Origin of the sequence: Micromonospora sp. NPDC007271 (assembly GCF_040634005.1) — a bacterium.
Taxonomy (GTDB): Bacteria; Actinomycetota; Actinomycetes; order Mycobacteriales; family Micromonosporaceae; genus Micromonospora.
The window spans coordinates 25497-39561 of sequence record NZ_JBEYER010000073.1; the positions used below are offsets into that span (position 1 = coordinate 25497).

Sequence of the window (14065 nt, forward strand, 5' to 3'; positions counted from 1 at the left end):
CTCGTCGGCCCTGAGTCCGTCAGACCGTGGTCTGATGTCAAAAAGCCCGGAAACGGTAGGCTGCACCGCATGACGCATCGCTCGCGTCGATCATTGTTGCTGCTGCCGGCCGGTGCGCTGCTCGTCGTGATGGCGGCCGTCCTCGCGCTCGGGCTTACCTGGCCGTTCGTCGCTGTCCTGCTGCTCGGCTTCGCGGCGGTCTCCGTCTGGGCGATCGTCCGCCTGCTGGTCGAGCGCGCGGAGCACGAGACGGCGATGGCGCGCCGCGACATCGCGGAGGCGGTGCTCGACGAGCGCCTTCGCCTCGCCCGCGACCTGCACGACATCGTCTCCCACGGCCTGGGCATGATCACCGTGCGGGCGGCCGCCACCGCGCACCTGCACGCACGCAAGCCGGACGATCAAGCGCTGCTGGCCGCCATCGAGGACGTGGAGGCCATCAGCCGGAAGGCGACAGTTGAGCTGCGCCGCATGCTGGACGCGCTGCGGGAGGCCGACGACCGGCCCGCCCGCCACCCCACGGAGACCCTGGCATCCCTGCCGGAGATCATCGAGGGCGCCCGCCGGGCCGGCCTGCACGTGGAGTTGACCCGGGAGGAGCTCGGCGTCGTGTCCCCGGGCGTCCAGGTGGCGATCTGCCGGGTCGTCCGCGAAGGACTGGCCAACAGCGCGCGTTACGCCGGCTCGACCAAGGTCGACGTCCGCCTGACGCGGACCCCGGCGGCAGTCAGTGTGACTGTCGACGACGACGGGCCGAACCGGGGCTGGGCCGTCCGGCCCGGCGCCGGGCATGGCCTCATCGGGCTGCGGGAACGGGTCACCAGCCTGGGTGGGACCCTGACGGCGGAGCCGCGCGCGAGGGAGCACGGGGATCGTGCGGGGTTCCGTCTCGAAGCCATCATTCCCGAGGGAGCGGCGTGACCGGATCAGACCGGCCCTTGCGGGTCGTTCTCGTCGATGACGAACCCCTACTCAGGCGGAGCCTCTCGATGATCATCGACGTCGAGCCCGATCTCGCTGTGGTCGGAGAGGCCGGGGACGGGGTGGAGGCGATCGCCACCGTCGAGGCAACCGTGCCCGACGTGGTGCTCATGGACGTCCGGATGCCGCGGCTCGACGGCATCGAGGCGACCCGGGCCATCTGCCGGCAACCGGAGCTCGCGCACACCCGAGTGCTGGTCCTGAGCATGTTCGACCTCGACGAGTACGTCTTTCACGCGCTCCGTGCCGGAGCCAGTGGCTTCTTGCTGAAGGACAGCCGGCCGGACGATCTACTCGACGCCATCAGGCGTACCCACGGCGGCGAATCGCTCTTCGCCCCGTCGATCCTGGCGCGGCTGATCGAGCACTACGTCTGCATGCGGCCCAGCGGCCGGGCGGGTCCCGTGCGGTCCCGGCTCGACCAGCTGACCGCCCGGGAGGCCGAGGTGCTCGGCCTCATCGGGCAGGGTCTGTCCAACGACGAGATCGCCCGGCATCTCACCATCGCCGTCAAGACCGTCAAGTCCCACATCTCACACCTGCTGAGCAAACTCGGGGCCCGCGACCGAGTGCAACTCGTGATCGCCGCTTACGACAGCGGCCTCGTGAGTCCCGTGTCCGCCCCCGCCCCTGACCGGCAGCCTTAGCTGCCGGGTCGGATGGGTTTCGGTGCACGGGCCGGCTGGGTGAGTCTCGGGCGGATGCCATGAAACCTTCAGAACCGGTGGCGGCGTACGTGGTGCCGGTGACCGTGGTGACGAGGGTGCCGGCCGGCCAGGTCTGCCGGTACACCCGGTAGCCGGTGACGCCGACGTTGTCGGTCGCCGGCCCCCAGGTGAGGGTGAACCCGTTCGGGCCGACCGCCGAGGCGGTCGGGGCGCCGGGCGCCGTCGGCGGCGTGGTGTCCGAGCCGCTCCCGCCCGGGGTGAGACCATGCGGCGGTGCGGGAGCGCTCCCATGGATAGTCCACAATGTAATGTGAACATCACCTGTTTGGGAAGATGAGGCGACTCCGCCCATTGTCGCCGGCAGCAGCGTTCCAGGCACCTTTTCCGTTACGCCGACACGCCCCGAAATCAACCCGATCTCGCATTGGTTCCCCGTCTCGCTCAGCGAGCCGTCCCAGCTCAGGCCAATCGACCGATGTCGCCAGTGGACGCACGATATGAGATCATGTGCCGTCCCCTTTTCCGATTTCGGAGGATCACTCATGCCACAACGACGGCACGTCGCGCGCGGAGGCTTCACGGCTGCCGCCGCGACGGCCTGCCTCGCCCTCGCCACCCCGGCTTGGGCGTCGGCCACCATCCCGCTCAACCCCGCGCACAAGGGCTCCACGGCAGCCGGGTTTGGTGAGCAGCAGTGCAACGACGGGAGGTTCGCTGGCAAGGCGGGCAACCAGGATGGCTGGCACTTCGTCCTGCCCGGCAAGGACGGCGGGAACTTCGAGAGCCTGAGCCTCACCTTCACCAACGGGACCACCCAGGTCAAGGTGCAGATCCCGGACTCGTCCGACGCCTACCCGGACTTCTTCTACTCGGCCGGCGGCCGCATCATCCACGCCTACCTCTTCACCCCGGCCGGCTGGACGCTCGCCGACGGCAGCGCGGTGATCAGCGGCAAGGGCAGCAAGTTCAACCTGAGCCACACCTGCGCTGGCAAGGTTGGCGAGGAGTCGCCGTCGCCGAGCCCGTCGACGCCGGGCGAGGAGTCCCCGACCCCGAGCCCGTCGACGCCGGGCGAGGAGTCCCCGACCCCGAGCCCGTCGACCCCGGGCGAGGAGACCCCGACCCCGGGCGAGGAGTCCCCGACCCCGTGCGAGGAGACCTCGACCCCGACGACCCCGGGCGAGGAGACCTCGACCCCGTGCGAGTCCCCGACCCCGGGTGAGTCCGGCGGGTCGGACACCCCGTCGCCGAGCTCCTCCGTGGGCGGCGGCGCCGGCGGTGGCAACAACGGTGGCGGCCTGCCGGTGACCGGCGTGGCGGCGACCAGCATCGCGCTCACCGGCATCGCCCTCATCGGCGGTGGCGTCGCGCTGACGGTGCTCCGGCGCCGGCGCGACAAGATCACCTTCACCAGCTGACCTGACACGCCAGCCGTGACCGGCCGCCGGACCTCGGTCCGGCGGCCGGTTCGCGTCTCCGGACGAGGCGTCGCTTCAAACTGCCGGCCGACCCTGGTCGACGCCGCCCGGAGCCGAATCACATCATTGATAGATCTCGATCACCTTTCCGCGTACCCCCAGGTGGGAGTCGGTGGTGGACGGCCGCGACGCGGCGCGGCGGGTGCCAACGGGTGGGCTCGATGTCCTGGCATACGAGCGTACGGTTGCCCGCGTGCTCGGCGGCGCGGGACAGTACGCCACACCAGCGGTGCCATCGACGCCGCCGCTCCCCGGACAACCCTGAGGAGATCGCGATGGCACTTCGTATCGCCGACGGCACCTCCTGGTCCGACACCCTCGCCCGCGCGGTGGCCGCCGCGCCGGAAGCCTTCGGCACCGCAGCCGACGGCGGCGCCGTGCTGCACAACCTGATCGAGGGCGAATGGCGGCCGGTCGGCACGCCCACCCCGGCCCGCACCCCGGTCGACAACACCGTGCTGGCGCACCTGGCCCGCCTCGACGCCGACGCGGCACGCGCGGCCGTCGCCCACGCGGCCGCCGCCCACGCCAGCTGGGCACGGACCCCGCTGGCCGAGCGCAAGGCCCGGGTCACCGACGCCCTGGACGCGCTCACCGCCCACCGTGACCTGCTCGCCATGCTGCTGGTCTGGGAGATCGGCAAGCCGTGGCGGCTGGCCTGCGCCGACGTCGACCGCGCCCTGGACGGCGTGCGCTGGTACGTGCAGGAGATCGACCGGATGCTGGCCGACGGCCGCTCGCCGCTGCCCGGCCCGGTCAGCAACATCGCCTCCTGGAACTACCCGATGAGCGTGCTGGTCCACGCCGAACTGGTGCAGTTGCTCGCCGGCAACGCGGTCATCGCCAAGACCCCGTCCCAGGGCGGCGCCCTCTGCCTCACCGTGGCACACGCCCTGATGCGCCGCGCCGGGCTGCCCGCCACCCTGCTCTCCGGCGGCGGCGAGGAGCTCTCCGAGGTGCTGGTCCGCGCCCCGGAGATCGGCGCGGTGGCGTTCGTCGGCGGCCGTTCCAACGGTGGCAAGGTGGCCGCGGCGCTGCTCGACTCCGACAAGCGGCACTTCATCGAGCAGGAGGGGCTCAACGCCTGGGGCATCTGGCACTTCTCCCAGTGGGATCTGCTCGCCGCGCACCTGAAGAAGGGCTTCGAGTACGGCAAGCAGCGCTGCACCGCGTACCCGCGGTTCGTGGTCCAGCGGGACCTGGTCGACGAGTTCCTCGACATGTACCTGCCGGTCGTCCGCTCCGTACGCTTCGGACACCCGCTCGCCGTCGGCGCCGACTGGGCGGCCGGCGACCCGCTGCCCGAGCTGGACTTCGGCCCGCTGATCAGCGCCGCCAAGGCCGAGGAGCTGCGCCGCAAGGTCGACGAGGCGGTCCGCGGCGGCGCCGTGCCGCTGCACCGGGGCAAGCTCGACGGCGCGCCCTTCCTCGACGGGCAGGACACGTCCGCGTACGTGGCCCCGGCCGTGCTGCTCGCCCCGCCCGGCCGCTCGCGGCTGATGCACGCCGAGCCGTTCGGGCCGGTCGACACCATCGTCGTGGTGGACACCACCGACGAGCTGCTGGCCCAGATGAACGCCTCCAACGGCGCGCTGGTCGCCTCCCTCGCCTGCGACGACGAGGAGCTGGCCGGCAAGCTCGCGGTCGACCTGCAGGCGTTCAAGGTGGGCATCAACAAGCCCCGCTCACGGGGCGACCGGGACGAGCCCTTCGGCGGCCGGGGCGCGTCCTGGAAGGGCGCCTTCGTCGGCGGCGACCTGCTGGTGCAGGCCGTCACGGTGGGCGGCGACGGCCGCCTCTACGGCAACTTCCCCGACTACAGCAGCTACCCGGCGACCTGACGGCGGACCTGGGCAGGGCCCGACTGGGGGCCCTGCCCGGGCAGCTCCGCCCGGCGCGCCCCGAGCGGCACCGTCACGGTCAGCACGCTGCCATCCCGGTCCACCGACACGGGCCGATTCAGCCGGCGTACGGCGCGCAGCATCGGGGTGTTCTCGGCGTGCACGTGCAGCAGCACGGCGGCGTAGCCGATCCGCCCGGCGTGCCCGAGCAGCCGCCGCAGCAGGGCCGAGCCGATGCCGCGCCGCTGCCAGTCGTCGCGGACCAGCAGCGCCACCTCCGCCTCGTCCCCCTCGCCGAGGAGGTTGGCCAGCGCCACCACCGGCTCCGCCTCCCCGCCGGAGCCGATCGTGGCCACCAGGTTGAGCCCCCGGGCCGGCTCCAGCAGCCGCCGCAACCGGGCCGGCGACGGCAGGTCCGCCCCGCTCAGGTAGCGCCGCTGCCGGCTCCGCGCCGAGCAGGCCTCGTGCAGCTCCAGCACACCCGGCAGGTCGTCCACGGTGGCCGGCCGGACCAGCACCTCGGCCGAGTCGGGCAGCACCAGGGTGACCCGGTCGGCGTCCCGCCGGGCGACCGTGGCGCCCAGCTCCACCAGCGCCTGGGCCCGGGCGTACTCGGCCGGGGTGAAGCTCGGCTCGCGGCGGCACAGCTCGTACGACCCGCCGGACGGGTCGGCCAGCAGCATGGTGGTGGTCCCCACCCCGCCGGGCGGGCCGGCCGGCGTCGGCCGCCAGGCCACCGCGTCCGCGCCGAGCAGGGTGCGCAGCGCCTCGCCGGTCGCGTCCGGGTCGCGGACCAGCCCGGTGGCCAGGCCAAGCACCCGGGTCGGCTGGTCGGCCAGGCCGCGCGCCTCGCTGCGCGCCACCCAGCAGTCCCGGCCGCGCCCACGTTCGACGGCCGCCCGCAGGTCGGCCTCGGTGAGCTGGTCGGGCGCGTCGACCAGGAAGTCGTCGACAGCCCCCACCTCGGTGGTGTGCACCTGCACGGTGAGGATGTTGACCCCGCGCAACGCGAGGCTCGCCGTGAGCACCGACAGGTAGCCCGGCCGGTCGTCCACGGTGGCTCGGATCCGCCACAGCGCCATGACTCCTCCTTTCCTCTCCACCCGACCCTGCCGCGCGGCTGTTGCGCCGCCGTTGCCCGGCGGTGACGCGGCGGGAACCGGTCACGTGACGCTGGTCACCGGCGGCGCGCCGACCAGGTCCAGCCGGTCGTCGAGGATCACCGCGCTGGCGCGGACGAGCTGGGCGAGCCGGTCCACCTCGGTGGAGTGGAACGCGGGGGCGGCGAGCGGCTCGGTGTGGTCGCGTGCCACCACCAGCACCAGGCCGGCGCGACCGAACGGCGCGACCGCGTGGTGCCGCTCGTCCGGGCCGGTCATCGCCCGGGCCCGCAACGGGGTCACCTCCGGCAGCCGGGGGGCGGCGGGGGCCCGCCAGCTCGCGTGCCCGATCGTGGCCGCGCCGGCGGCGCCGCTGCGGGAGGCCCAGTCCAGGGGTACGACCGCGGCCACCGCCCAGTCCGCGGCGAGCAGCCCGGGCACCGCGTCGACCAGGGTGGCGACCCCGTCGGCCGGGTTCGCCGCGATCTGGGCGAGCAGTTCGGCGTCCTGGCCGCCGGTGGTCGGCGCGCCGATCGCCCGCCACACCCCGTCCACCCGCACGCCGGGGATGGCGGCCAGCCCGGCCAGCAGGCGTTCCACCCGCGCCGCGCCCGGCCACACCACGGTGAAGTCGTCCACCGCCCGGCCGCCGAGCCGCTCCAGCACCACCACCTGCACGATGTCGGCGCCGGAGACGCCGAGTGTGCGGGCCACCTGGCCGAGCGTGCCGGGCCGGTCCGGCAGGGTCACCCGAACTCTCAGCAGCATGTCTCGTCCCTCCGCTCGGTGGGCCGACCGTGGCGGCCGGCAGGCTGGTCCCAGCCTGCCGGTTGACCGTTTCGCCCCTGTTGCCGCAGCGTGTCCCGGCGGGAAAGCCCGACCTTGACAAGAAGGCTGAGGTGCCATCAACTAGCCGGATGACCGATCCGGCCGTCGAGGCGGCGCCGACCGGTCCGGGTCCCCGCGGGCTCGACCTCGAGCGGCTCGCCGCGTACCTGGCCGCGCACCGCCCGGAGCTGGCCGCCGGGCCGCTGTCCGCGCGGCTGATCGCCGGGGGCAGGTCCAACCTGACGTACCTGCTGCGCTGCGGCGACCGCGAGGTCGTGCTGCGCCGGCCGCCGCTCGGGCACGTGCTCGCCACCGCGCACGACATGGCCCGCGAGCACCGGGTGATCTCCGCGCTCGCCCCCACCGACGTACCGGTCCCCGCCGCGCTGCTGCTCTGCCCCGACGACGACGTGATCGGCGCGCCGTTCTACCTCATGGCGAAGGTCGACGGCGTGGTCTACCGGAGCCGGTCGCAGACCGACCCGCTCACCGCCGGGCAGCGACGCGACCTGGCCATGGCGATGATGGACACCCTCGCCGCGCTGCACGCGGTCGAACCGGCCGCGGTCGGGCTGGCCGACTTCGGTCGCCCCGACGGCTACCTGGCCCGCCAGGTACACCGCTGGGCCGGCCAGCTCGACCGGTCCCGCAGCCGCCCGCTGCCCGGCATCGACGAGCTGCGCGACGCGCTCGCCGGCAGCGTGCCGGAGGGTGCGAACGCCGGGCGGATCGTGCACGGCGACTACCGGCTGGACAATCTCCTCGCCTCGGTCGACCCGGTCGCGGTCCGCGCGGTGCTCGACTGGGAGATGGCCACCCTCGGCGACCCCCTGGCCGACCTGGGGCTGCTGCTGACGTACTGGGACGTGCTGGGCGACAGCGACGCCGCCGAGGGCAACCCGGTCGCCGACGGCCTCGGCCCGCGCGCGGGGTTCCCGACCGGCGCCGAGCTGATCGACCGGTACGCCGGGCGCGGCGACGTCGACGTCGGTCCCCTGCACTGGCACGTGGCGCTCGGCTGCTTCAAGCTCGCGGTGATCTGCGAGGGGATCCACTACCGACACCTTCTCGGCCAGACACTCGGCGCCGGCTTCGACCGGATCGGCGAGCTGGTGACGCCGCTGGTCGAGCACGGTCTGCACGCGCTCAGGGAGAAATAGGTGGACTTCGCGTACGACGCCCGGACGGTCGAGCTGCGCGAGCGGCTGACGGCGTTCCTCACCGAGCGCGTGTACCCGGCCGAGCCGGTGCACGCCGAGCAGGTCGCCGCCGCCGGCGACCCGTGGGCCCGCCCGCCCGTGCTCGACGAGCTGAAGGCCGAGGCACGCGCCCGCGGCCTGTGGAACCTCTTCCTCCCCGACCCCCGCTACGGCGCCGGCCTGACCAATCTCCAGTACGCCCCGCTCGCCGAGCTGACCGGGCGCAGCCCTCACCTGGCGCCGGAGGCGCTGAACTGCGCTGCCCCGGACACCGGCAACATGGAACTGCTCGCCGAGTTCGGCTCACCGGCGCAGCGGGACCGTTGGCTCACGCCCCTGCTGGCGGGGGAGATCCGCTCCGCCTTCTGCATGACCGAGCCGGAGGTGGCCTCCTCCGATGCCACCAACATCGCCACCCGGATCCGCCGCGACGGCGACTCGTACGTGATCAACGGCCGCAAGTGGTGGTCGTCCGGGGCGATGGACCCGCGCTGCGAGATCTTCATCGTGATGGGCAAGACCGACCCCGGCGCCGAGCGGCACCGTCAGCAGAGCATGATCCTGGTCCCCCGGGGCACCCCGGGCGTGACCGTACGCCGGGGCATGACCGTCTTCGGCTACACCGACGGCCCGCACGGCGGGCACGCCGAGATCGACTTCACCGACGTCCGGGTGCCGGCGGAGAACCTGGTCGGCGCCGAGGGCGCCGGCTTCGCCATCGCCCAGGCCCGGCTCGGCCCCGGGCGGATCCACCACTGCATGCGGCTGATCGGGATGGCCGAGCGGGCCCTGGAGTTGCTCTGCCAGCGGGCCCTGGACCGGGTCGCGTTCGGCCGGCCCCTCGCTGAGCAGGGCGTGGTCCGGGAGTGGATCGCCGAGTCCCGGGTCCGCATCGAGCAGGCCCGGCTGCTGGTGCTCAAGACCGCCTGGCTGATGGACACCGTCGGCAACAAGGGTGCGCACACCGAGATCCAGGCGATCAAGATCGCCACGCCGGCCATGGCCGAGTGGGTGATCGACAAGGCCATCCAGGCGTACGGCGGGGCCGGCGTCAGCCAGGACACCCCGCTCGCCGCCCTCTGGGCCCAGGCCCGCACCCTCCGCCTGGCCGACGGCCCCGACGAGGTCCACAAGGCCTCCCTCGCCCGGCGCGAACTCCGCCGCTGGTCCTGACTCTCGCCGCGGTCTGGTCGCTCCCCGGCTGGGCACAGTGGAAGCCTGGCACCGCCTTCGGAGCTGACATCACCGACGACTCGGCGGCATCGGCGTTCCGGGCTCCCCTCCGCTCGCCCCCGGTCGCCCCCGACTGGACGGCGGGCGGCGGGTCGACATCACCAGCGACTCAGCTCGAAAGCGCCCCGACCCTGATGGCGACAGCCGAGGCACGGCGGCTGCGGGCACCGGGATCAGGCGGAGGCGCGGTGGATGAGTTTGGTGTCGAGGAGGACGTGGGGGGAGACCTCCTCCCCACGGATGCGGGAGACCAGCAGGTGGGCCATCTGGCGGCCCATCTCCTCCACCGGCTGGAAGACCGTGGTCAGCGGCGGCTCGGCCTGCCGGGCGATCGGGGCGTCGTCGAAGCCGACGACCGCCACGTCCTCGGGGACCCGGCGGCCGGCCTCGCGCAGCGCCCGGAGGGCGCCGAAGGCCATCAGGTCGGAGGCGACGAAGACCGCGTCCAGCTCCGGGCAGACCTCCAGCAGCCGGCGCATGCAGGCCGTCCCGCTGCCCTCGCTGAAGTCGCCGTACGCGATGAGATCCGGGTGCAGGTCGAGGCCGGCGGCCCGGACCGCCTCCTGGTAGCCGGTCAGCCGGGCCAGGCCGGCGCCCATGTCCTGGGTACCGGCGATGGTGGCGACCCGCCGCCGGCCCTGGGCGAACAGGTGCTCCACCGCCTGCCGGGCGCCGCCGACGTTGTCCACGTCGACGAACCAGGCCGGCTGGGCGCTGGGGTGCAGCATCCGGGCCGGCCGACCCCCGAGCACCGTGGGCAGGCCGCGCTCCTCGAGCAGGGTGGGCAGCGGGTCGGCGTCGTGCAGCGAGAGCAGCAGGACGCCGTCCACGTGCTGGTTGGTCAGGTGGTGCTCGACCCGTTCCCGCTCCATCTGGGACTGCGCCATGGCCAGCCAGAGCTGCATCGGGGTCTCCAGCAGCGCGGAGCTGACGCCCCGGACGATGCCGGCGAAGAACGGCTCGGTGAAGACCCGCTCCCCCGACTCGGAGACCACCAGCGCCACCGAGTCGGTCCGCTGGGTCACCAGCGCCCGGGCCGCGCGGTTGGGCACGTACCCCAACTCGGCGATGGCCGCCTGGACGGCGGCCCGCGCCTCCGGGCTGACCTGCGGCGAGCCGTTGACCACGCGGGAGACCGTGCCGCGCCCCACGCCGGCACGGGCGGCGACCGCGTCCAGGGTCGGGCGCCCGAGCGACCGCGTGCGCTGGGTTGTCATTCGTCTGCTCCTCCGACGTCGAACGGACCCGCCACTGCTACACACGTCGGTGCCGGGCCGCCCGTCACTGCTGGGCCAGCCTATTGTGCGGCCAGCCCGTTACGTCGGATCACCTCGGCATACCACCTGGCGCTGGACTTGGGGATCCGGGCCTGGCTGTCGTAGTCGACGTACACCATCCCGAAGCGCTTGGTGTAGCCCCAGGCCCACTCGAAGTTGTCCATCAGCGACCAGGCGAAGTACCCCTTCAGCGGCACTCCGGCGCTGATCGCGGCGTGCGCGGCGCGCAGGTGCGCGTCGAAGTACGCCAACCGGTCCGGGTCGTCGACCCGGCCGTCGATCACCGCGTCGACGAACGCCGAACCGTTCTCGGTGACGTAGAGCGGCAGGTCGGTGTACTCCCGGTGGACCCGTTCCAGGGTCTCCAGCAGGCCGGGGGCGTCGATCTCCCAGTCCATGTCGGTCACCGGCACACCCCGGGTGACGAACCGGACGTCCTCGCTCCCCGGCCAGCAGGACGGGGCCCGCCAGTACGCCTCCGCCGCGGCGGCCTCGGCCGGCGCGGCGACGACGTACCGGCTGTAGTAGTTGACGCCCACCATGTCCAGCGGGGCCGAGATCACCGTCAGGTCGCCGTCTCGGACGTGCCCGAAATCGGTGACCTTGCGCAGGTCCGCCTGGAGGTCCGCCGGGTACGCGCCGCGCAGCACCGGGTCGAGGAAGAACCGGTTGGCCAGCCCGTCGATGCGACGGGCGGCGTCCACGTCCCCGCGCGAACCGGTCGCCGGCGTGACCGGGTAGAGGTTGACCGTGATGCCGAGCTGCGCCTGCGGCCGGGCCGCCCGCAACGCCTGGACGGCCAGCCCGTGCCCGAGCATGAGGTGGTGTCCGGCCCGCACCGCGTCGACCCCGTCGGAGCGGCCCGGCGCGTGCGCGCCGGAGCCGTAGCCGAGGAAGGCCGAGCACCACGGCTCGTTGAGGGTGGTGAAGTACCGCACCCGGTCGCCGAGGGCGTCGGCGACGAGCTGGGCGTAGTCGGCGAACCGGGCGGCGGTGTCCCGGGCCGGCCAGCCGCCCGCGTCCTCGAGCGGCTGGGGCAGGTCCCAGTGATAGAGGGTCAGCCACGGCTCGACGCCGTGGGCCAGCAGCTCGTCGACCAGCCGCTGGTAGAAGTCCATCCCTTCCTGGTTGACGCCCCCGGCGCCGCCCGGCTGGACCCGGGACCAGGAGACCGAGAAACGGTAGGACTTCAGCCCCAGGTCGGCCATCAGCCGCACGTCGGCGGACATCCGGTGGTAGTGGTCGCAGGCCACGTCGCCGGTGTGCCCGGCCACCGTCCGGCCCTGCGTGTGGCTGAAGGTGTCCCAGATCGACGGGGTACGACCACCCTCGGTCGGCGCGCCCTCGATCTGGTACGCCGCGGTCGCCGCGCCCCAGAGGAAGCCGGGCGGGAAGGCGAGTTCCGAACGCTGGTCGAGGACCCCGACGGCGGGCGGGCTGGCTGGGTTGCTCACGACTTGACGGCGCCTTCCATGATTCCGCCGATGATCTGGCGGCCGAACAGGACGAACACGATGAACAGGGGCAGGGTCGCGATCAACGTACCGGCGAAGATCTGCGAGTTGTCGGCGAAGTAGGCGGTGTTCAGGCTGCGCAGGGAGATCTGGACGGTCGGGTTGGCCGGGTCGGCCAGCACCACGAAGGGCCAGAAGAACTGGTTCCACTGGTCCATGAAGGTGAGCAGGCCGAGCACGGCGGCGGCGGGGCGCAGGGCCGGCGCCACCACGTGCCAGTAGACCCCCCAGGTCGAGCAGCCATCCACCCGGGCGGCCTCGATCAGCTCGTTCGGGACGGCCTGCTCGGCGTACTGGCGCATCATGAAGATCCCGAATCCGCCGATCAGGAACGGCACGGTCACCGCGGGCATGGTGTTCAGCCAGTCGAGCTTGGCCATCAGGATGTACAGCGGCAGCACGCCGAGCTGGATCGGCACCATCATCGAGGCCAGGATGATCAGCAGCAGCGCGTTCTTGCCGCGGAAGCGGAGCTTGGCGAACGCGAAGCCGGCGAGGGAGCCGAAGAACACCGTGGCCACGGTGATCGTCCCGGAGACCAGGAACGAGTTCAGCAGGCCCTTGACGACGTTGGCGTCGCCGTTGGCCAGCACCCGCTGGATGTTGTCGCCGAGCTTGCCGCCGGGCAGGAACGGCGGCGGCCAGGAGTTGGCCGCGTCGTTGGTCCTCGAGGCGATCACGATCATCCAGTAGAACGGGAAGAGCGACAGGATCACCCCGAGGACCAGCCCGACCATGGTCAGCGGGCTGGCCTTCCAGAGCCGGGCCGCCTGCCGGCTGGCGCGCGCCGGCGCGGCCGGTCGGGCGGGTGGGCGGAGCGTGGTGGTCGTCATCTCGTCACCTCACTTGTCTGAGCTGATGCGGCGGGCCAGCAGGTAGTTCACCGTCGACATCAGCGCGATGAGCAGGAAGAGCACGAGCGCGACCGCGCCGGCGTAGCCCCACCGGAAGCGCTGGTTCATCACGTCGAGCAGATACATGGTGATGGTCTGGAACTGCCCCTCCGAGCCGCCGGAGATGCCGCCGGCGCCGCTGGTGAACAGCAGCGGCTCGGTGAACAGCTGCAGCCCGCCGATGGTCGAGATGATCAGCGTGAAGATGATCGTCGGGCGGAGCTGCGGGATGGTGACCGACCAGAACTGCCGCCGCCGGGAGGCGCCGTCCAGCGCGGCGGCCTCGTACATGTCCTTGCTGATGGACTGCATGGCGGCCAGGTAGATCAGGGCGTTGTAGCCGACCCAGCGCCAGTCGACCATGGTGGAGATGGCGAACCAGGAGGCGAACCGGTTGGCCCGCCAGTCGATCGGGTCCAGGCCGACGGCGTCGAGCAGCCAGTTGATGAGGCCGAAGTCCTTCGCGTAGATCATCGAGAAGATCAGCGCGACCACCGCGGTCGAGGTGATGATCGGCATCGCGATGGCCATCCGGAAGAAGGTCTGCCCGCGCAGCTTCCGGTTCAACGCGTTGGCCAGCAGCAGTGCCAGCAGCAGCTGCGGCACGGTGGAGAGCACGAACATGCCGAAGGTGTTGACCACCGCGTTCCAGAACTTCGGGTCGTCGGTGATCAGCTCGACGAAGTTGTCCAGACCGACGAAGGAGATCGTCGGGTTCAACGGCGACCGGTCGGTCAGCGCGATCCAGACCGTGTACACGATCGGATACAGGCTGAACACCGCGAAGATCACGAAGAACGGCAGCACGTACAGGTAGGGCGAGTACTTCAGGTCCAGCCGGGTGAACGAGGCGCTGCGGCGGTGCGCGGAACGGCCCTTGGCCGTACCCCGTCCGGGAGGCGCCGGGGCGTGCAGGTCGAGGCTCATGGGGGTCGGAGTCCTTCTCCTCGGCCGGCGCCACCCGCCCACAGGGGCGGCGCCGGGCTCTCCGGGCACCGCGGGTGGCGCCGACAGCCCTGCGCGTGCCCTCGCGCAGCAGGCTTCGGTCGCGCC

12 protein-coding genes are annotated in these 14065 nt (G+C 72.5%); 6 read left to right on the forward strand and 6 right to left on the reverse strand.

The window, feature by feature from the left end; all coding sequences use genetic code 11:
* Window positions 1-69: 69 nt before the first annotated feature.
* The 4 genes from ABZ570_RS23760 (at window position 70) to ABZ570_RS23775 (ending at window position 4968) form a co-directional block, all read left to right on the forward strand.
* Window positions 70-921, forward strand: coding sequence for a histidine kinase (locus tag ABZ570_RS23760; protein ID WP_358067534.1), 852 nt, complete (start codon window positions 70-72; stop codon window positions 919-921).
* Window positions 922-938: 17 nt separating this feature from the next.
* The gene (locus tag ABZ570_RS23765) at window positions 939-1628 is read left to right on the forward strand and encodes a response regulator transcription factor (protein WP_358067567.1); all 690 of its coding nucleotides are present in this window, start codon (window positions 939-941) and stop codon (window positions 1626-1628) included.
* A 563-nt stretch (window positions 1629-2191) separates the two neighbouring features.
* Entirely contained in the window at window positions 2192-3067 is an 876-nt protein-coding gene (locus ABZ570_RS23770; RefSeq protein WP_358067537.1) for a hypothetical protein, read from the forward strand.
* 335 nt (window positions 3068-3402) lie between these two features.
* Entirely contained in the window at window positions 3403-4968 is a 1566-nt protein-coding gene (locus ABZ570_RS23775) for an aldehyde dehydrogenase family protein (protein WP_358067540.1), read from the forward strand.
* Here ABZ570_RS23775 and ABZ570_RS23780 read toward each other — a convergent pair.
* Both ABZ570_RS23780 and ABZ570_RS23785 read right to left on the reverse strand, forming a co-directional pair.
* Window positions 4953-6050: a GNAT family N-acetyltransferase gene (locus ABZ570_RS23780; protein ID WP_358067543.1), complete on the reverse strand. Its 1098-nt coding sequence runs from the start codon at window positions 6048-6050 to the stop codon at window positions 4953-4955. The two genes, ABZ570_RS23775 and ABZ570_RS23780, sit on opposite strands and share 16 nt — an antisense overlap.
* A gap of 81 nt (window positions 6051-6131) precedes the next feature.
* Window positions 6132-6836: an amino acid-binding protein gene (locus ABZ570_RS23785; RefSeq protein ID WP_358067546.1), complete on the reverse strand. Its 705-nt coding sequence runs from the start codon at window positions 6834-6836 to the stop codon at window positions 6132-6134.
* 149 nt (window positions 6837-6985) lie between these two features.
* On the opposite strand from ABZ570_RS23785, the gene ABZ570_RS23790 reads away from it, so the two are divergent.
* Complete coding sequence (locus ABZ570_RS23790) at window positions 6986-8056, forward strand: phosphotransferase family protein (protein ID WP_358067549.1); 1071 nt, start codon at window positions 6986-6988, stop codon at window positions 8054-8056.
* A complete protein-coding gene (locus tag ABZ570_RS23795; protein ID WP_358067552.1) occupies window positions 8057-9268 on the forward strand; it encodes an acyl-CoA dehydrogenase family protein in 1212 nt (403 codons plus the stop codon).
* Between the two features lie 233 nt (window positions 9269-9501).
* Here ABZ570_RS23795 and ABZ570_RS23800 read toward each other — a convergent pair whose 3' ends face one another.
* The 4 genes from ABZ570_RS23800 to ABZ570_RS23815 all read right to left on the reverse strand — a co-directional run bounded on the left by ABZ570_RS23800 (window position 9502) and on the right by ABZ570_RS23815 (window position 13939).
* Window positions 9502-10545: a LacI family DNA-binding transcriptional regulator gene (locus tag ABZ570_RS23800; RefSeq protein WP_358067555.1), complete on the reverse strand. Its 1044-nt coding sequence runs from the start codon at window positions 10543-10545 to the stop codon at window positions 9502-9504.
* Between the two features lie 80 nt (window positions 10546-10625).
* A complete protein-coding gene (locus ABZ570_RS23805) occupies window positions 10626-12059 on the reverse strand; it encodes a GH1 family beta-glucosidase (protein WP_358067558.1) in 1434 nt (477 codons plus the stop codon).
* The gene (locus ABZ570_RS23810) at window positions 12056-12856 is read right to left on the reverse strand and encodes a carbohydrate ABC transporter permease (protein ID WP_358067570.1); all 801 of its coding nucleotides are present in this window, start codon (window positions 12854-12856) and stop codon (window positions 12056-12058) included. The genes ABZ570_RS23805 and ABZ570_RS23810 overlap by 4 nt, the downstream gene beginning before the upstream one ends.
* A gap of 105 nt (window positions 12857-12961) precedes the next feature.
* Window positions 12962-13939, reverse strand: coding sequence for a sugar ABC transporter permease (locus ABZ570_RS23815; protein ID WP_358067561.1), 978 nt, complete (start codon window positions 13937-13939; stop codon window positions 12962-12964).
* Window positions 13940-14065 lie beyond the last annotated feature (126 nt).